The sequence below is a fragment of the Streptomyces javensis genome, assembly GCF_039525925.1.
In the GTDB taxonomy this organism is placed as follows: domain Bacteria; phylum Actinomycetota; class Actinomycetes; order Streptomycetales; family Streptomycetaceae; genus Streptomyces; species Streptomyces asiaticus.
On sequence record NZ_BAAAIF010000009.1, the window covers coordinates 23645 to 42578 of the forward strand.

The 18934-nt window shown below is 70.5% G+C and carries 17 protein-coding genes and 1 tRNA gene; 7 read left to right on the forward strand and 11 right to left on the reverse strand.

The genetic code is table 11. The features are described 5' to 3' along the window. Positions 1-5 precede the first annotated feature (5 nt). The 3 genes from ABD329_RS10985 to pknB all read left to right on the forward strand — a co-directional run bounded on the left by ABD329_RS10985 (position 6) and on the right by pknB (position 5071). Positions 6-1418, forward strand: coding sequence for an FtsW/RodA/SpoVE family cell cycle protein (locus ABD329_RS10985; RefSeq protein ID WP_198278848.1), 1413 nt, complete (start codon positions 6-8; stop codon positions 1416-1418). After that, positions 1415-2887 (forward strand): peptidoglycan D,D-transpeptidase FtsI family protein, encoded by a 1473-nt coding sequence (locus tag ABD329_RS10990; RefSeq protein WP_198278849.1) that lies wholly within the window; start codon positions 1415-1417, stop codon positions 2885-2887. The genes ABD329_RS10985 and ABD329_RS10990 overlap by 4 nt, the downstream gene beginning before the upstream one ends. A gap of 165 nt (positions 2888-3052) precedes the next feature. Next, positions 3053-5071: a Stk1 family PASTA domain-containing Ser/Thr kinase gene (gene pknB / locus ABD329_RS10995; RefSeq protein ID WP_198278850.1), complete on the forward strand. Its 2019-nt coding sequence runs from the start codon at positions 3053-3055 to the stop codon at positions 5069-5071. Between the two features lie 137 nt (positions 5072-5208). On the opposite strand, the gene ABD329_RS11000 is transcribed toward pknB, so the two are convergent. From ABD329_RS11000 to ABD329_RS11025, 6 genes are all read right to left on the reverse strand, one after another. Further along, positions 5209-5949, reverse strand: a complete 741-nt coding sequence (locus ABD329_RS11000) for a class E sortase (protein WP_198278851.1) — start codon at positions 5947-5949, stop codon at positions 5209-5211. 40 nt (positions 5950-5989) lie between these two features. Next, positions 5990-7660: a class E sortase gene (locus ABD329_RS11005; RefSeq protein ID WP_198278852.1), complete on the reverse strand. Its 1671-nt coding sequence runs from the start codon at positions 7658-7660 to the stop codon at positions 5990-5992. Beyond that, positions 7657-8307, reverse strand: a complete 651-nt coding sequence (locus ABD329_RS11010) for an aminodeoxychorismate/anthranilate synthase component II (RefSeq protein ID WP_037954544.1) — start codon at positions 8305-8307, stop codon at positions 7657-7659. Before ABD329_RS11010 ends, ABD329_RS11005 begins: the two co-directional genes overlap by 4 nt. Further along, positions 8304-8480, reverse strand: coding sequence for a hypothetical protein (locus ABD329_RS11015; protein WP_044572551.1), 177 nt, complete (start codon positions 8478-8480; stop codon positions 8304-8306). The genes ABD329_RS11010 and ABD329_RS11015 overlap by 4 nt, the downstream gene beginning before the upstream one ends. Before the next feature lie 84 nt (positions 8481-8564). Continuing rightward, positions 8565-9242: a class E sortase gene (locus ABD329_RS11020; RefSeq protein WP_198278853.1), complete on the reverse strand. Its 678-nt coding sequence runs from the start codon at positions 9240-9242 to the stop codon at positions 8565-8567. Positions 9243-9295: 53 nt separating this feature from the next. Continuing rightward, entirely contained in the window at positions 9296-10066 is a 771-nt protein-coding gene (locus ABD329_RS11025) for a DUF881 domain-containing protein (RefSeq protein ID WP_344316294.1), read from the reverse strand. A gap of 145 nt (positions 10067-10211) precedes the next feature. Here ABD329_RS11025 and crgA point away from each other — a divergent pair, with 145 nt between their 5' ends. Then, positions 10212-10469, forward strand: a complete 258-nt coding sequence (gene crgA, locus ABD329_RS11030) for a cell division protein CrgA (RefSeq protein ID WP_020869949.1) — start codon at positions 10212-10214, stop codon at positions 10467-10469. Positions 10470-10789: 320 nt separating this feature from the next. Here crgA and ABD329_RS11035 read toward each other — a convergent pair whose 3' ends face one another. Continuing rightward, entirely contained in the window at positions 10790-11674 is an 885-nt protein-coding gene (locus ABD329_RS11035) for a rhomboid family intramembrane serine protease (RefSeq protein ID WP_198280819.1), read from the reverse strand. Between the two features lie 134 nt (positions 11675-11808). Next, positions 11809-12342, reverse strand: coding sequence for a peptidylprolyl isomerase (locus ABD329_RS11040; protein WP_086886471.1), 534 nt, complete (start codon positions 12340-12342; stop codon positions 11809-11811). Positions 12343-12638: 296 nt separating this feature from the next. Here ABD329_RS11040 and ABD329_RS11045 point away from each other — a divergent pair, with 296 nt between their 5' ends. Next, a complete protein-coding gene (locus tag ABD329_RS11045; RefSeq protein ID WP_198280820.1) occupies positions 12639-13361 on the forward strand; it encodes a DUF5324 family protein in 723 nt (240 codons plus the stop codon). A 96-nt stretch (positions 13362-13457) separates the two neighbouring features. Here ABD329_RS11045 and ABD329_RS11050 read toward each other — a convergent pair whose 3' ends face one another. Further along, on the reverse strand, positions 13458-14609 hold the full coding sequence (locus ABD329_RS11050; RefSeq protein WP_198280821.1) for a response regulator: 1152 nt from the start codon (positions 14607-14609) through the stop codon (positions 13458-13460). 187 nt (positions 14610-14796) lie between these two features. Further along, positions 14797-14869, reverse strand: a tRNA-Ala gene (locus tag ABD329_RS11055). Positions 14870-14987: 118 nt separating this feature from the next. Here ABD329_RS11055 and ABD329_RS11060 point away from each other — a divergent pair. After that, positions 14988-15533: a helix-turn-helix domain-containing protein gene (locus ABD329_RS11060; protein ID WP_037954566.1), complete on the forward strand. Its 546-nt coding sequence runs from the start codon at positions 14988-14990 to the stop codon at positions 15531-15533. 45 nt (positions 15534-15578) lie between these two features. Then, positions 15579-17333, forward strand: a complete 1755-nt coding sequence (locus tag ABD329_RS11065) for a serine/threonine-protein kinase (RefSeq protein WP_344316295.1) — start codon at positions 15579-15581, stop codon at positions 17331-17333. A 63-nt stretch (positions 17334-17396) separates the two neighbouring features. Here ABD329_RS11065 and ABD329_RS11070 read toward each other — a convergent pair whose 3' ends face one another. Then, positions 17397-18752 carry a hypothetical protein gene (locus ABD329_RS11070; protein WP_198282357.1) on the reverse strand — a complete coding sequence of 452 codons (1356 nt, stop codon included), beginning with the start codon at positions 18750-18752 and terminating at the stop codon, positions 17397-17399. Positions 18753-18934 lie beyond the last annotated feature (182 nt).

The following is an 18934-nucleotide window of genomic DNA, read 5'->3' on the forward strand; positions in this document are numbered from 1 at the left end:
CACCCATGAGCAGTAGTACGACCAACACGACGACGATCAGTACGGCCGGGCCGCCGAGCAGGCGGAACACCGAGCTGGCCATGCTCGTCTTCGCGGTGATCATTCCGGTCTTCGCCTACGCCAACGCGGGTCTGGCGCTCAGCGACGAGATGCCCTCGGGCATGCTCAGCTACGGCCTCGGCCTCGGGCTGTTGGCCGCCGTCGGCCATCTGGTGGTCCGGAAGTTCGCGCCGTACGCGGACCCGCTGCTGCTGCCGATCGCCACGCTCCTCAACGGGCTGGGCCTGGTGCTCATCTGGCGGCTGGACCAGTCCAGGCGGCTGGCCCAGCGGGCGAAGGACGCCGGCATGGCCTTCGCGCCCTCGGCCCCCAACCAGCTGATCTACTCGGCGCTGGGCGTCGCCCTCTTCGTCGGCGTCCTGATCCTGCTCAAGGACCACCGCATCCTCCAGCGCTACACCTACATCTCCATGGTGGTGGCGCTGATCCTGCTGATCCTTCCGATGTTCTTCCCGGCGCGTTTCGGCGCCCGCATCTGGATCACCCTCGGCAGCTTCTCCATCCAGCCCGGTGAGTTCGCCAAGATCATCATCGCCGTGTTCTTCTCCGGCTATCTGATGGTCAAGCGGGACGCGCTCGCCCTGGCCAGCCGCCGCTTCATGGGGCTGTACCTGCCGCGCGGCCGCGACCTCGGCCCGATCCTGGTGGTCTGGGGGATGAGCATCCTCATCCTGGTCTTCGAGACCGACCTGGGCACCTCACTGCTGTTCTTCGGCCTCTTCGTCGTGATGCTGTACGTCGCCACCGAGCGCACCAGCTGGATCGTCTTCGGTCTGCTGATGTCCGCGGCCGGCGCGGTCGGCGTCGCCACCTTCGAACCGCACGTCCAGTCGCGTGTGGACGCCTGGCTCCAGCCCTTCGAGGTGGCCAAGAACGGAGGCAGTGACCAGATCGCCCAGGCGCTGATGGCCTTCGGCTCCGGCGGTGTCTTCGGCACCGGCCTCGGCCAGGGCAACTCCGACCTCATCGGCTTCGCCGCCAACTCCGACTTCATCCTGGCCACCGTCGGCGAGGAGCTCGGGCTCGCGGGCACCATGGGGCTCCTGCTGCTCTACGGCCTGATCGTGGAGCGCGGTGTGCGCACCGCCCTCGCCGCCCGTGACCCGTTCGGCAAGCTGCTGGCCATCGGCCTCTCCGCCGCCTTCGCCATCCAGGTCTTCGTCGTGGCGGGCGGTGTGATGGGCCTCATCCCGCTGACCGGTATGACCATGCCGTTCATCGCGCAGGGTGGTTCGTCCGTCATCGCCAACTGGGCGCTCGTCGCCATCCTGATCAAGGTCAGCGACACCGCGCGCCGCCCGGCGCCGACGCCCGCTCCCACCACAGACGCCGAGATGACCCAGGTGGTCCGACCGTGAACAAGCCCCTGCGCCGAATCGCGATCTTCTGCGGACTCCTCGTCCTCGCCCTGCTGGTGCGGGACAACTGGCTCCAGTACGTCCGGGCCGACGAGCTGAAGAACCGCGACGGGAACCACCGGGTACTGATCGCCCGTTACAGCCAGCCGCGCGGCAACATCATCGTCGACGGCCAGCCGATCACCGGGTCCGCCGAGACCAACGGCATCGACTTCAAGTACAAGCGCACCTACAAGGACGGCCCCATGTGGGCGCCGGTCACGGGCTTCGCCTCGCAGGCGTACGGCGCCAACCAGATCGAGAACATCGAGGACGGCATCCTCACGGGCAACGACGACCGCCTCTTCTTCAACCGGACGATCGACATGATCACCGGCAAGAAGCAGAAGGGCGGCGACGTCATCACCACCCTGAACCGCAAGGCCCAGGAGGCCGCGTTCGAGGGCCTCGGTGACAAGAAGGGCGCCGTCGCCGCGCTCGACCCGCGCACCGGCAAGATCCTCGCCCTCGCCTCCACCCCGAGCTACGACCCGTCGAAGATCGCGGGCGCCACCTCCAAGGACAAGGAGGCGTGGCTCGGGCTCCAGCCGAAGAAGGACAAGGACGACCCGATGCTCAACCGGGCGCTCCGTCAGACCTACCCGCCCGGCTCGACCTTCAAGGTCGTCACCGCCGCGGCCGCGCTGGAGAACGGCAAGTACACCGACATCGACGCTCCGACCGAATCGCCGGACCCCTGGAAGCTCCCGCTGTCCACCCAGAACCTGCCCAACGAGGGAAACATCCCCTGCAAGAACGCCTCGTTGCGGCAGGCACTCCGCTACTCCTGCAACACGGTCTTCGGCAAGCTCGGTGACGACCTCGGCAAGAAGGCGATGCGGGAGCAGGCCGAGAAGTTCGGCTTCAACGAGACGGTCGACACCCCCGTCCGCGCCTATGCCAGCGTCTACCCCGAGGACATGGACCGGCCGGGCAACGCGATGTCGTCCATCGGCCAGTTCGACAACCGGGCCACCCCGCTCCAGATGGCGATGGTCGCCTCCGCGGTCGCCAACGACGGCAAGCTGATGAAGCCGTACATGGTCGACTCGCTGCGCGCCCCCAACCTCAACACCATCGAGCAGACCGACCCGGAGCAGATGAGCCAGCCGCTCAGCTCGGAGAACGCCCAGAAGCTCCAGAGCATGATGGAGACCGTGGTCAAGGAGGGCACCGGGACCAGCGCCCAGATTCCGGGCGTCACGGTCGGTGGCAAGACCGGCACCGCGCAGCACGGCGTCGCCAACAGCAAGAACCCCTACGCGTGGTTCATCTCCTACGCCAAGGGGGACGACGGCTCGCCGGTCGCGGTCGCGGTCGTCATCGAAGGGTCCGACACCCTCCGCGGCGACATCGCCGGTGGCAAGCTGGCCGCGCCGATCGCCAAGCACGTGATGCAGGCCGTACTGGAATCCGAGCGCGACAAGTGACCCCCGTCACGTCCGGATACCAATCCCGCACGTCGCCGTACCGGTCCGGTATCAGATAGCCACTGAGGCCGGGTCCCGTAAGACGTGCCGGGTACGGTATGCGCGAGCAGCACTTCGCCGGCCCACAGGTGCGGCCGGGAACCACGGAAGAGGGCTGGAGTAGCTATGGAAGAGCCGCGTCGCCTCGGCGGCCGGTATGAGCTGGGCTCAGTGCTCGGCCGCGGTGGCATGGCGGAGGTCTACCTCGCGCACGACACCCGCCTCGGCCGCACTGTCGCTGTGAAGACGCTCCGGGCGGACCTTGCCCGTGATCCGTCCTTCCAGGCCCGGTTCCGCCGAGAGGCCCAGTCGGCCGCCTCGCTCAACCATCCCGCGATCGTCGCGGTCTACGACACCGGCGAGGACTACGTCGACGGCGTCTCGATCCCGTACATCGTGATGGAGTACGTCGACGGTTCCACGCTGCGTGAGCTCCTTCACTCGGGCAGAAAGCTGCTCCCCGAGCGCTCGCTGGAGATGACCACCGGCATCCTCCAGGCCCTCGAGTACTCGCACCGCAACAACATCGTCCACCGGGACATCAAGCCGGCCAACGTCATGCTCACCCGGAGCGGCCAGGTCAAGGTGATGGACTTCGGCATCGCCCGGGCCATGGGCGATGCCGGTATGACCATGACGCAGACGGCCGCCGTCATCGGCACCGCCCAGTACCTCTCCCCCGAGCAGGCCAAGGGCGAGACCGTCGACGCGCGCAGCGACCTCTACTCCACCGGCTGTCTCCTCTACGAGCTGCTGACCGTAAGGCCGCCGTTCGTGGGCGACTCCCCGGTGGCCGTCGCCTACCAGCACGTGCGGGAGGAACCGCAGCCGCCGAGCACGTACGACCCCGAGATCACCCCGGAGATGGACGCCATCGTCCTGCGGGCGCTGGTCAAGGACCCCGACTACCGCTACCAGTCGGCCGACGAGATGCGCGCCGACATCGAGGCGGCCCTGGAGGGCCAGCCGGTGGCCGCCACCGCCGCCCTGGGCGCGGTCGGCTACGGCTCCGACGACCAGCCCACCGCGATGCTGCGGCCGCAGAACTCCGGAGCCGGGGCACAGACCTCGATGCTCCCGCCGATGCGCGAGGACGACGGCGGCTTCGGCTACGACGAGCGACCGGACCGCGGGCGGGGGCGCGGGGGCCCCGACAAGAAGAGCAACCTCTCCACGATCCTGCTGATCATCGCCGGGATACTGGTGCTGGTCGGTGCGATCTTCATCGGGAAGTCGATTTTCGCCGGCGGTAAGAACGACGACATGGTCCCGGTCCCCAATCTCGTCGGCAAAACGCTCGAGGAGGCCAAGAGCCAGGGCGAGAACGGCGACTTCAAGGTCGAGAACGTCGGCTCCAAGTTCTGCGAGAACGCGGACAAGAACACCGTCTGCGAGCAGACCCCCAAGAGCGGCGACGAGGTCAAGCGGTACGGCACGGTCGAGCTGACCATGTCCAAGGGCCCCAAGCCCGCGGCCAGGGTCGAGGTTCCCGACGTCCTGAACGTGCAGTACGAGTCGGCCAAGCAGCAGCTCGAGGCCAAGGGCTTCAAGGTCGATCAGAAGACCGAGCAGTCGGACCAGACCGCCGGCAAGGTGATCGACCAGGACCCGAAGGGCGGCAAGAAGGTCGCCAAGGGCGCCACGATCACCCTGACCGTCGCCGAGGCCCAGCAGAAGGTCGTCGTCCCGGACGTCACCACGCAGAAGGTCGAGGACGCCACGAAGTCGCTCCAGGGGAAGGGCCTCAAGGTCCAGACCCAGGAGGTCGAGAACGGCGACGTCGACGCCGGCACGGTCACCGACCAGACGCCCAAGGGCGGCCAGGAGGTCCTGCCCGGTTCGACGGTCACGCTGACCGTCGCCAAGGAGCCGGCACAGGACGAGAACGTGCCGGTGCCCAACCTGGGCGGCCAGAAGCTCAAGGACGCCAAGAAGGCGCTCCAGGACCTGGGGCTCAACGTGGGCAACATCGCCGGCCCGCAGGACGACAACGCCACCGTGGTGGCCAGCCAGCCCGGCGCGGGCACCCAGGTGCCCAAGGGCCAGTCCGTGAACCTCATCACGGTCGCCGGCCAGGGTGGCAACGGCGGGAACGGCGGCGGTGACAACGGCGGAGGCATCTTCGGCGGCCAGAACGGCTTCTAGCCGCCTCCGGGCACCGTGACACGGGAAGCCCCCGGCACCCTCTCAGGGCGCCGGGGGCTTCTCCGTGCTCGGGACCTGTCCGCGCTCGGGTCTTCTCCCTGCTCTGGGCTTCTCCGTGCTCGGGGCCTGCCGGGTGGCTAGCGCAGTTCCTCGGGGGGCGTACGGGCCGCGTCGACCTTCTCGGTGCGCTCCAGCTCGCCCCACACGACGTAGCGGTGGCGGGAGGTGTAGACGGGGGTGCAGGTCGAGAGCGTGATGTAGCGGCCCGGCCGCTTCCGGCCCGACTCCTTCGGGACCGCGTCCAGCACGTCCACGTTGTACTTCGAGGTCTCCGGCAGCGTCGCGTAGACCTTGTAGACGTACCAGGTGTCGCGGGTCTCGAAGACCACCGGGTCGCCCTCGTGGACCTTGTCGATGTTGTGGAACTTGGCGCCGTGCCCGTCCCGGTGCGCGGCCAGGCTGAAGTTGCCCTTCTTGGCCCACGGCATCGCGGACTTGACCGGCTTGGTGTAGTAGCCGGCCACGCCGTCGTTGAGGGTCTCGGTGCTGGTGCCCTTCTTGACCAGCACCTCGCCGTTGTGCATGGACGGCACGTGCAGAAAGCCGATGCCGCTCTTGGTGTCCAGCTTTCCCGGCCCCTGCTGCGCCCAGTGCCTGCGCACCTGGTCGCCCTGCTTCTTCGCCTCCCGGTCGGCCAGGACGTTGGTCCACCACAGCGAGTAGACGACGAACAGGGCGAGGATGATCCCCGCGGTGATCAGCAGCTCGCCGAGGACGGCGATGGCCGCGGCCACCCGTCCACGGCCGGGGCGGCGGCTGGGCGTTGCGGGCGGGCCGGGGTGCCGGTCCTGCCGCTCGTCGTGGTCGGTCCGTGCCACCGCGTCGTACCCCTTTTTCTGGTTACCCGGCTGTTCCCGCTCATTCGACCAGCGCGTCCGGCTTTCCCTCGCTACGCGGCCGCTCCTCGACCATCTTGCCCCAGACGATCATCCGGTAGGTGCTGGTGAACTCCGGGGTGCAGGTGGTCAGCGTGATGTACCGCCCCGGTTCGGTGAAACCGGAGCCGGGCGGCACCGGCTTGATGACGCCCGTGTTGGACGGCGATGTCTGCGGCAGGATGCTGCGCATCGCATAGGTGTAGTACCGGCTCTGCGTCTCGACGACGATCTCGTCGCCGGGCTTGAGGCGGTTGATGTAGCGGAACGGCTCCCCATGGGTGTTTCGGTGCCCGGCGAGCGCGAAGTTGCCCTTCTTGTCCCACGGCATCGCGGTCTTCAGCGGGCTCTTGCCGTAGTGGCCGACCATGCCGCGGTCGAGGACCTTGTGCTTGTCGATGCCCTCCGCGATCGGGGTCTTCACATCCAGCTTGGGGATGTAGATGATCGCGAACCCCTGTCCGGGCGAGAAGGTGCCCGGGTCCCGCTCGTCGCCGCTCTCGTCCCACTTCTTCTGGAGGTTGTTCGCGGCGCCGTTGGCCTGCTGATGGGCAAGGATGTTCGTCCACCACAGCTGATAGGTGACGAAGAGCAGCATCACCACGCCGAGCGTGATGAACAGCTCGCCGACCACCCGGCTCGCCACCACCCCGGGGCTGTCCTTGCGCGCCCGCGCGGCGCGCCTGGCCTCCATACGGGTGCGGGGCCGGGCGTCCGCGGCGCTGCTCCCCGTGCCCTCCACGCCCTCCGCGCCCTGTGTGGCGCCCGCGTCCGCCGTGCCGCGCCGGGCGCGGGAGCCATGCCTTCCGGCGCGCTTCCCGGCCCCCTGGGCGGCCTTGCGGCGGGCGGCCCGGCCGCCGGGCGCGGGGTCGGGGTCGGGGTCGGGATCGTCGTCACCGTCGGCCTCGACCTTGCGCAGCAACATGGTCCGGTCGGCGGGCGGCGCCTCCACGGCGCGCAGCGCGACTGTCTCGTCGTCGCCCCGTGGCGGCACCGGGGGCAGGACGGCCGTCTCGGCGGCCTCCGGGGCGCGTACGGACGCCTCGCCCGACCGTGGGGACGTCGCGCCGGAGCGTGGGGACGGCCCCGGGGCGCGGGTGGGCGTCGGCGTCGGCGTCGGCGTCTGGGCGGCGTATGTGGGTCCTGAGAGCCCCGTGGGGCCCGTACGGGCGCGACGGCGCCCGGTGGGCGGCCCGGCCGCTTCAGCGGCCTCCTCCGCCCCCGAGGGGGCCGTACGGGCGCGTCTGCGCCCCGTGGGCGGCCCGGCGGCCTCGTCCGTCGAGGGTGCCGTACGGGCGCGGCGGCGCCCCGTGGGCGGCCCAGCCGCCTCAGCGGCCTCATCCGGCCCCGCGGCGGCCGGGCGGGCGCGCCGCCTGCGGCCGGTGGGCGGCGGCACCGAGAGCGACGCGGTGCCCACGGCGCGCCCCGTGGGCCCGGCCGGGGCGGAGTCCGGCAGCGGATCGGCCAGCGGGTCCCGCGGGCCCTCCGCAGCCGCCGCCGGGAACGCGTCCTGGTCCCCCTGGGCGCCATGCGCGCCAGGGGCGGCGTGCGCGCCAGGGGCGCCATGCCGCTCATGAGACCCGTACGGCGCGTACGGGGCGGGCTCCCGGGCACCCTGGGCGGCGCCCTCGCGCTCGGGGCGCGGTCCGGTCACTCGCCGGCCTTACCGCCGACCGCCCCGACCACCGGGGCGAGCCCCGCGGACCGCCCCACGGCATCCGTGTCCCCGCACTCCACCAGCCAGTTGGCGAGCATCAGGTGGCCCCATTCGGTGAGGACCGACTCGGGGTGGAACTGGACGCCCTCGACCCGCAGTTCACGGTGGCGCAGACCCATGGCGATGCCGGTCTCCGTCCAGGCGGTGATCTCCAGCTCGGGGGGTACCGTCCCCCGTTCCACGGCCAGCGAGTGATAGCGGGTGGCGGTGAAGGGGGTGGGCAGCCCGCTGAAGACGCCGGCTCCCTCATGGGTCACCAGCGAGGTCTTGCCGTGCAGCAGCTCCGGGGCCCGTCCGACGACGCCGCCGTACGCGACGGCCATGGACTGCATCCCCAGACAGACGCCGAACACCGGTACGCCGGTGCCCGCGCAGTGCCGCACCATGTCGACGCAGACCCCGGCCTCCTCCGGGGTGCCGGGCCCGGGGGACAGCAGGACGCCGTCGAAGCCGTCCTGGGCGTGTCCGAGGGAGACCTCGTCGTTCCGCACCACCTCGCACTCGGCGCCGAGCTGGTAGAGGTACTGGACGAGGTTGAAGACGAAGCTGTCGTAGTTGTCGACGACCAGGATGCGCGCGCTCATCGCGGACCCGCCATTCCCTCGTCGACCGTCACGTCGTTGAACGGCAGCAGGGGCTCCGCCCAGGGGAAGACGTACTGGAAGAGCACGAAGACGATCGCCAGCACCAGCACGAGCGAAATCAGCGCCCGCACCCATGCGTTACCCGGCAGATGCCGCCAGATCCAGCCGTACATGCCATCCCTACTCACCGATGACGAAGTCGATTGCAGCACCGGAGTGCAGCACCAGAGTAAGGGGCGAGGGGTGGGGCCGGAGGGTCAGCTGTACAAAGCCTTGGGCTTGCCTTGGGCTACGGATTGGGTCGCGTCGAGGTGTGCCCAGGTGATCAGCCGGTGGCTGTGGCCCCACTCCGGCTCGCAGGTCGTCAGCGTGAGATAGCGGCCGGGGCGCCGGAAGCCGGATGCGCGCGGCACCGGATCGATCACCCCGGTGTCGGTCGGCAGGGTGCGGTAGGGCCGCCGGTCGACGCGGTAGGTGAACCAGGTGGTGCCGTCGGTCAGCACCACCGCGTCACCGGGGCGCAGCTCGGGGAAGTCCTTGAAGGGGTCGCCGTAGGTGCGGCGGTGCCCGGCGACGGCGAAGTTGCCGAGGGCTCCGAGGCGGGCGGTGCGGGAGTAGTGGCCGAGCCCCTTCTTCAGGGTGTCGGTGGCGGTGCCCTCGAGGACGGGCTTGGCCCAGTCGGCGCCGAAGCGCGGGATGTACATGATCGAGAAGGAGGCGCCGGGCTGGTAGCGGCGGGGCTCCGAGGAGGGCTCGGCACCGGCGCTGACCGTGCCGGTGGCCCAGCGGTCCTGGAGGTGGTCGATCTCGCCGTCCATGGCGCGGTCGGCCCGTACGGAGGTCCAGTACAGGACGTAGACCACCAAAAGGATGATCACAGCTCCGACGGTGACGCAGATCTCACTGAGCGTCCTGACGATCAGCCGCGTTCTCATCGGCCCCCACTGTCCGCCCCGCCGACCCGGTGCCGCGCGCCGGTCCGCCGGTGCTATCCGATGGGCTGTGCCTGGTGCAGATCCACTGTGCCGGAGTAGCCGGGAAGAGTCACCGTGTCGTGCTGGTCGACTTTCCAGCCGAGGCCGTACGCGTCGACATAGCTGCGGTAGTTCTGGATCGCGGGCGAGGCGGCGAGGGCGGCACCCAGCTTGTCCCGGTCACCCACGGCGGTGACCTTGTAGGGCGGCGAGTAGACCTGGCCCTGGAGGATCAGGGTGTTGCCGACGCAGCGCACCGCGCTGGTGGAGATCAGCCGCTGGTCCATGACCTTGATCCCCTCGGCGCCGCCCTGCCACAGCGCGTTGACCACGGCCTGGAGGTCCTGCTGGTGGATGACGAGATCGTTGGGCTGGGGATCCGGGACGCCGGGGATCTGCGGGGTGGCGTTCGGCGGGGCGTCGGTGAGGGTGACGGTGAGCCCGGGGCCGGTGAGCTTCCTGGTGCCGGCGGTCTCCTCCAGTTCGGCCAGCTTGCGGCGCTCGGCCTCGGTGCTGCCGTTGTCCCGGCGGGCGAGGGCGTCGACCTCGGAGCGTATTTTGCCCGTGCTGTCGCCCAGGGTGCCGTTCTTACGGCTGCGCTCCTGGATGAGATCGGAGAGCCGCAGCATCGATTCATCACTGCGGAGGTTGGTGCCCTGTGCCGTGTTGAAACTGGTCCAGAAGATCAGTCCGGCCAGCGCGAAGACCGCTCCGGTCAGCAGCCGTACGGGGCGGAACCGGGGGCGGCGGGACGCCGGGGTGGGGGAGTCAGCGGAATTGCTCAACGTACCCTTACTCCTTACGACGCCGCGGAAGGACTACGCTAACGGACGTGTGGGGGAGGGACGTGGTCCCCGTCGCTGTCCCGCCCCGGCGCCGTCCGTACACATCCCCGCGCGGTCACGCAGCGCATCGACAGGAGAGTTCCTCGTGCCGAAGTCACGGATCCGCAAGAAGGACGACTTCACGCCGCCGCCGGCGAAGCAGGCAGCCAGCATCAGTCTGAACAGTGGCCGCCGGTGGGTGGCACCGCTGATGCTGGCCATGTTCCTGATCGGCCTCGCGTGGATCGTCATCTTCTACGTGACCACGGGGGACATGCCGGTCGAATCGCTGGGCAACTGGAACATCGTGGTCGGCTTCGGCTTCATCGCCGCGGGGTTCGTCGTCTCCACCCAGTGGAAGTGACCGGGCGGTCCACCCGCTCGTCCCCAGGTTGTCCACAGAGTTATCCACAGCCGGGGAAAACTCAGAAGATCTGTGGATAACCTCTGCCGTGTTGACGCCGGTGTGACCGGCGACGGGCATCTGTTCGATCGTTCATACCCCCGCCTTCCTGCGAAAACGCAGGTCAGTCGGGGGGCGTACGCGAGTTCTCCACAGGTTGCGTAAGATCCGCCACGCGCTGTGGACAACTGACCGGATACGGCTCGCCCCAGGTGGCCCATGGCCGACCGCTCATCGGTCGGCCACCCCGCTCATCCGGTGTACTTCCTCGGCGGATGGCTTCACCCGGTGAGCTGCACCGTCCGGATCCACACCATCGCGACGATCGCGAGCAGCACCAGGACGCAGGTCCCCCGCTGCACCAGCGCCCGCTTCTCCCGGGGCGCGTGCACCATCCCGTACGCCACCACGGTGCCCGCGACCAGGCCGCCGACATGGGCCTGCCAGGCGATACCGGACCAGGTGAAGGTGAAGAGCAGATTCAGCGCCAGCAGCGCGATGACCGGCCGCATGTCGTAGTTCAGCCGGCGCATCAGCACGGCGGTGGCGCCGAGCAGACCGAAGATCGCGCCGGAGGCGCCCAGCGACGGCTGGTTCTGCGCGGCCAGGAGATACGACAGCGCGCTGCCGCCAAGGCCCGACAGCATGTAGAGCACGATGAAGCGGACCCTGCCGAGCGCGGCCTCCAGCGGGCCGCCGATCCACCACAGCGAGAGCATGTTGAAGGCGATGTGCATCAGCTGCTGGTGGAGGAAGACCGAGGTCACCAGCCGCCACCACTGGCCCTCGGCGACGCCGACGATCTGCACCGTGCCGGGGTCGTAGGCCCGGCCGACCAGGTCCAGATCGTTCACCAGCCGGTCGCCCGCGGACAGCGCGGCGAGCCATACCGCGATGTTGACGGCCACCAGGATCTTGGTGATCAGCCGGGGGTCCGAGGCCATCGTGCCGCCGGCCAGGGTGCGCGGCTGGGCGGCGCGCGGCGGGGGACCGGCGGCCGAGGCCCCGGACCCGGCGGACGCCCGTCCGCTCACACACTCGGGGCACTGGAACCCCACAGACGCGCTGATCATGCACTCGGGGCAGATCGGGCGCTCACAGCGGGTGCAGCTGATGCCGGTCTCCCGCTGGGGGTGCCGGTAGCAGCAGACCGCCTGGTCCTCCATGGTGTCCCCTCGCCCCTTGTCCACTTCTGATCGGGCGTTCCCCCGCCCCGCTTGTTCACACGGACACTTGTTCACACGGACAAGCGGGGCCTGAAAGTTCCCCGTACCGGGGCGTGAAAGTTCCCCGTACGGGTTCAGCCCTCGCGCGTCTCGATGACGACCGACTCGATGACGACGTCCTGGAGCGGACGGTCGGTGCGCGGGTTGGTCGCGGTGCCCGCGATCGCGTCGACGACCTTCTTGCTGCCCTCGTCGACGACCTCGCCGAAGATGGTGTGCTTACCGGTCAGCCACGCGGTCGGGGCGACCGTGACGAAGAACTGCGAGCCGTTGGTGCCCGGGCCGGCGTTGGCCATCGCCAGCAGGTACGGCTTGTTGAAGGCCAGGTCCGGGTGGAACTCGTCGCCGAACTCATAGCCGGGACCACCGGTCCCGTTGCCCAGCGGGTCACCGCCCTGGATCATGAAGCCACTGATCACCCGGTGGAAGACGGTGCCGTCGTAGAGCTTCTCCTTGGCCTTCTTGCCGGTGGCCGGGTGAGTCCACTCGCGCGTGCCTTCGGCCAGTTCGACAAAGTTCTTGACCGTCTTGGGCGCGTGGTTCGGCAGCAGCCGGACCACGATGTCGCCGTTGTTCGTCTTCAGGGTGGCGTATAGCTGCTCGGCCACGATCAACCTTCCATCGTTTTCACTTACGTCTCCTGATCCTCGCACGGACGCAAGGCGGACGAGTAGCCGCTGAGGCGGCCCCGGGCGCGCCGATCCGCGCGGTTTCCTCAAGAATCCTCCCTTTGACCCAGATGCCCGATCGCACATGCTGGCCATGCTGCGAACGGGCATGATCTCCACAAACAGGCATGATCTTTCTTGGGATGGAAACACGAAAGTGGGCAAATAGAGCGCGCAACAAGAACGCACGACTCTGAACCCCGGAGCTTGACCACGCCACCGAGGAGGAGGATCCCGTGACCCGCATTGACAGCGTGCGAGCCGCGACCGGCACCGCCAAGGGCAGCGTCCTGCACGCCGCGGAGGCGGTGGCGCCCTATGCCGGCACGGCCAAGGACACCGCGACGCGCTACGCGCACGAGGCCCGCGTCCGGCTGGTGCCGAAGGTCTCGACCGCGGCACACCAGGCCCGCTGCACGGCCGGTGCCCAGTACCACGCCCATGTCGCACCACGGCTTGACCAGGCCCGCGGCACCCTGCCGCCGAAGGTGGACCAGGCCGCCACACGGGCCGCCAAGCGGACCCGTAAGGCGGCACGCCATGCCGCCGACTACACGGCACCGCGGGTGGAGCAGGCGGTGGCCGGGGTGCGCGCCGCCGCTGGACCGGCGCGCGAGGAGGCGGCCGTCCGCACGGCCGCGGCCATCGCGGCGCTGCGCACCCATGTGACGGCGGCGGAGATCGAGAAGCTCGCCCGGAAGCACCGCCGCCGGGCCCGGGCCGCCCGCTTCGCCAAGCGGGCGACCTTCATCGGGCTGGTCGGCGCGGGGGTCTACGCCGCGTGGAAGTGGTGGGACAAGCAGGCCAACCCCGACTGGCTGGTCGAGCCCCCGGCGGCGACCGAGGTGGGCGACCGCGAGCGGCTCTCCGCGGTAGACGGCAGCGACCAGAGCGCCCTGGACCCCGAGGTGCAGGCCAAGCAGGCCGAGGCCGAGGCCCGCAGGGACGACGAGCGCTGAGGGCGCCGCTCACGGCGCCCGGCGTGAGCCCTCCACGAGGGGCGGGAGATCAGCCGGTCTCCCGCCCCTCGTCCTTTGCTCCGGGGCGGCTCCGGCTCAGTCCGCCGGGTCCTCCCCCTGGGAGCGGCGCTGCCGCCGCTCCAGGAAGATCTCGGTGAAGACCGAGACCTTGGCCCGCAGCGCCCAGGGGTCGAACGGCTTGGCCATGTAGTCCACCGCACCGGCCGCATAGCCCCGCGAGGAGTGCTCGGGGTCGGAGCCCATCGCGGTGAGGAAGATGATCGGGATGTCGCGGTTACGGGAGCGCCGCTTGATGTGGGCCGCCGTCTCATAGCCGTCCATCTCGGGCATCTGCACATCCAGCAGGATCACCGCGAAGTCGTCATGGTCGAGCAGCGCCTTGAGGGCCTCCTGCCCGGAGGTCGCGGTCACCAGCTCCTGGTCGAGCGTGGCCAGCACGGCCTCCATGGCCAGCAGATTGTTCTGCTGGTCGTCCACCACGAGGATCTTCGGCCGCGGCCCCACGGCCCGCTGGGACGCCGCGGGCCCCTCCTGTCCCATCGGCCCCTCCTCCTGCTGTGGCATCGCGGCCGGGCGCTGGGACTCCACCATGGCCAGCTGCCGCTCAAGGACCAGACAGCGCTCCTCCGCCAGCCGGCCGCGCAGCCGCACCTCGTCCAGCTCCTCGGTGAGCCGCCGCACCTCCTGCTGAAGCAGGTCCCGCTCCTTGATCAGCTCCTCCCGGTCCGGCAGATCCCGCTCCAGCGCGTCCGCCCGGGCCCGCTCCGTCGCCCAGGCCGCCTCGGCCTGGCTCAGCCGTACCTCGAGATCGGCGATGCGGTGCTTGCGGTCCAGCAGCGCCTCGCCCAGCACGTCCTGGTGCGCCAGGGAGACCCGCGCGTACCGGTCGGCGTCGGCCAGCTGGATCTGAAGGATCTCCATGGCATGGCCGGGGGAGCGGCTGGTGCGGACCGCGGCCCGGTGCAGCTCCCGCACCAGCTCGATGGCGGCGGGGGTGGGAGGGACGCCGCGCCGCGCCGCGAGATCGGTGAACAGATCGAAGACGAATTCCCACGGCGGGATCCGGGTGCCGCTCAGAAACCGCGAGATGGTGCTCGGGTCCCGGTGCCTGCGCACCGCGTATCTGCGCATCGAGACCCCCAGCCCCAGGAACAGCTTCCTCAGCTCCACAGCGAACGCCCGGCACTCCTCGGGCAGGTTCTCGCCCAGCGGATGCAGCCCACTCATCGTGTCCCCCTGTACGGCGCACCGCGCCGATCAGACGACTCCCGGGCGATCTGCCCGAGTTGTGGAAAACACCCTGGAGCATCCCGCGGGTGTTGCGCCGGGCAATGACAAGAGTGGCAACACCGATATCAGGGGAGAAAACACATCAGCCAGGACACCGGTCCGGCGTCCTGGCTGGTGATGGAGGTGGAGCCTAGGAGAGTCGAACTCCTGACATCCGCCATGCAAAGACGGCGCTCTACCAACTGAGCTAAGGCCCCTTCGCCGATCAGGATACCTGGTACCGACCAGCATTCCCGACCGGGTATCGCTCGCGCGTAGCGCTCTCCGTAGGATGCCACGCAAGATTCGCGGCAGCGAAGCGAAGGGGAGAGCGAGATGGACGCAACACAGCAGGATGCCACCGCGCGCGCACGAGAGCTTCAGCGCAGCTGGTACGGGGAGCCGCTGGGGGCGCTCTTTCGCCGTCTCATCGACGATCTCGGTCTGAACCAAGCCCGCCTCGCCGCCGTCCTCGGTCTGTCCGCACCCATGCTCTCGCAGCTCATGAGCGGCCAGCGCGCCAAGATCGGCAACCCCGCCGTGGTCCAGCGGGTGCAGGCGTTGCAAGAGCTGTCCAGCCAGGCCGCGGACGGCAGGGTCAGCGCCGCCGAGGCCGCCGAGCGCATGGAGGAGATCAAGAAGTCCGCGGGCGGCTCGGTCCTCAACTCCACCCAGACCACGGCGAGCACGGGTGCCCCGACCGTACGGCGAGTGGTACGCGAGATCCAGTCGCTGCTGCGGTCCGTGGCGGCCGCGGGGGACATCATCGATGCCGCCGACTCCCTCGCCCCCACCCACCCCGAGCTGGCAGAGTTTCTCCGTGTGTACGGCGCCGGGCGGACCGCCGAGGCGGTCGCCCACTACGAGGCGCACCAGAGCTGACGGGCTGAACTGCTGACGAGTCGATGACGGGGCGGGCACGGCGCGATGGGTGAGATCTTCGCGGGCCGGTACGAGCTGGTGGACCCGATCGGGCGCGGCGGCGTGGGCGCGGTATGGCGCGTCTGGGACCACCGCCGCCGACGGTACGTGGCAGCGAAGGTGCTCCAGCAACGCGACGCCCACACACTGCTGCGCTTCGTCCGGGAACAGGCCCTGCGGATCGATCACCCCCATGTGCTGGCACCGGCCAGCTGGGCGGCCGACGACGACAAGGTGCTGTTCACCATGGACCTGGTGGGCGGCGGCTCGTTCGCCCATCTCATCGGGGACTACGGCCCGCTGCCGCCCCGTTATGTGTGCACCCTGATCGACCAGCTGCTCTCCGGACTGGCCGCGGTGCACGCCGAGGGCGTGGTGCACCGGGACATCAAACCCGCGAACATCCTGCTGGAGTCCACCGGGACCGGGCGGCCGCACGTCCGGCTGTCCGACTTCGGCATCGCGCTGACCAAGGGCGAGCCGCGCCTCACCGAGGCCAACTACGTGATGGGCACGCCCGGCTACTTCGCGCCCGAGCAGATGATGGGCGACGACCCCGACTTCCCGGCGGACCTCTTCGCCGTCGGGCTGGTGGCGCTCTATCTGATCACCGGGCACAAGCCGGACGGGGAGGCGCTCGTCAAGCTCTTCGAGCAGGGGGTGCCGAACGCGCCCACCGGGGTGCCGGAACCGCTGTGGCAGGTGATCGCGGGGCTGCTGCAACCGGATCCCGAGAACCGCTTCCGCACCGCCACGGGCGCGCGGAAGGCGCTGGCGACCGCGGTCGACCTGCTGCCCGAGGCCGACCTGGATGACGACGCCATCGAGGTCTTCGACCAACTCGGGCCGCTGCCCAACGGATTCGGCCCCGAAGGCCCCACCCGGCCGCGCCGCCGCCACGCGAAGGCCGACCCGCCCCAGGGCAACGGCGCGGCGCCGCCCCGGCCCCAGTCCGCTGCCGACTCGGGCCCCGCCGGCGAGGCGGCCCCCGGCCCCGACGCGGCCGCACCCCAGCATCCGGCCGCCCCACGGCCGTCCATGTCCGACACCGGCAGCTTCACCCTCCCGCCGCCGCTCCCCCGCAACGATCAGTCGCGCGCACCGCACGGCGAGGCCCCCGGCGCCCCCGGGACACCGCAGACCGAGACCCCCGGGACTCCCCGGACTCCTGGGCTTCCGTCCTCCGGCGCCTCGCCCGCCGAGGTCCGGCACCCCGAACCTCCGCACGCCCAGACGCCGCTGAACCGGACCCCACCGCACCACCAGACCCCACCGCCCCGGCCCGCGGGCCCACCGACGCCGACGCCCCCGCCGCCGACCGCCCAGCCCGCGACTCCGCCCCCGCCGGTCCAGCGGCCGTCGATACCCCACCCGCTGACCCCGCCGACCCCTTCGACCGCGGCCCCGATCCCACCGGCCCCACAGCCGCCCGTGCACCACCCGCACCACGCACAACAGCAGCCCCCACACCCCGCACAGCCGGTGCAGCATCCGCACCCGCATACGCCCACCCCCGCTCCCGCTCCGAACGCGGCACACACGCCGACACCGACACCAACGCCGACACCCACGCCGACCCCGACCCCGACGCCGCTCCCGCGTGACTTTCCTTCTACTCGTCCATACACCGCGGAGCGGCCGCGGGTTCCCTCCACGGCGCGGCGGCGCCCCGGACCGTCCAGGAAAGCGACGCTCTCGATCCTGATCGTGGCGGCGCTGTGCTTCGCCATCGGCGCATGGGCCCTGGTGGCAGCGGGCTGACCCCACCCCAGGCCCGCAGCGGACTGACCCCACCCCAGACCGCAGCCAAGAAACGGCCCCTGACTACCAAGCAGGCGGCGGCCCGTACCGCTGCCGCGCAGAGGCCCGCCGCCGGGCGGTGAGCGTCCACACCCCGAGCCCCAGCACCAGCGCTGTCCCGGTGCCGATCCCCGCGTACCCCACCACCCGCAGCGCGTCCTTCGAGTCGGCGGCGCCGGAGCCGGAACTCCCCATCCGGTCGCCGTCCGCCGCGACCGGATGCCGCTTGGCCGCCCGCCGGTCGGCCGCCGTGAGGCCGAACCCCGCCTTGACCGGGTCCTTGTCGTAGGTGGGCCCGCCGCGCGCGTCGCCCGCGACCCGTACCCGCAGCACGACCGGCACCGAGCTGTTCAGATGGGGTGCCACCTGCGGCGGGTTGAGGGTGACCGCCAGGAAGTACCCACCGCTGAAGCTCATCGCGCGGACCGTGGAGCCGGTGTTCGCATACCGGTTTCCGTAGGCCACCGGCGCGGTGGCCACCTGAGTGCGGGGCGACTCACCCTCCTGCGCGGCGGGGGTACCGCGCTTCGCGAGCCCGCGCGCCGGGTTGTAGGCGTGCAGCGCCAGGGCGCGGTCGAGCAGACGGGTGCTCTGGTCCTTGCCGTCGGCGGACAGTTCGGCGACGGCGGAGAGGCGCTGCCCCCAGTCCACGGGCACCCGGTAGAAGTGCGTCTCCCCCGGCGTGATCTCGTCCCTCCACACCCCGGTCCCCAGGGTCGGCGCGTCGTTGAAGCCGCGCCCGCCACGCCTCGGCAGGGGAGTGCCGTCCAGCGGCTCGGGCGACGGCGAGCTCGAACTCCCCTCCGGGGCCGCCCCCGTGGCCCCGCCCTTCACCGGTGGCTCCACCATCAGCCGGAGCTCCACCGGCCAGCGCTCCGGATCCGGTGACCCGTCCTCGCGCTCCACCGTCGCCACGTAGCGCCCCGCCTGGTGGCAGGAGGCCGGGCCGGAGTCGATCTGGCGGGCGGCGTAGTCGGCCAGGGGATAGGCCACGCCGGTCGTCTCGATCTTCGGGGAGGCGGTGCCGCAGATGCCCCCGTCGGGGCTCTCCAGGGTCACCTTCACGCCATCGCGGTACGAGGTCACCTCCGCACCCGGCCGGGGTGCCGCGACCGCCGAGACATAGGCGGCTGACTTCGTGTCGAGCGTCACGCCGTAGTACCGCTTCTCGCCCGGCCCGACGCTGTCGACATAGGTGCGGCCTGCCGTCAGGGAAGGGGCGCCCGCGTCACCGTCGGAGCCGGATATCCGGGTGCCGCGGGTCTCGTACGCCCGGGCCCCGGCGGCGCCGTCGGCGAGGGACGTGCCCGGTGCCGCGGCCACCGCGCACAGCGCCGCCGCCGCGGCGAGACCGGCCCTGACCTTGCGACGGTCCTTCATCGCGCGTCACTCCTCGTCGTACCGGCCGGTCGGCCCGCTCAACCCCGGCCTGGTCGGCGCGTTCGCCCCGGCCCGGCCGGCCCGCTCAACTTTGCCTGTGCAAGCCATTCGTTTGCGAGAGTGAAACACGAAGGTCCCCCGTCGTCCCATCCCCCGCCGCCCCCACCGCTTGCCCGCCGCGG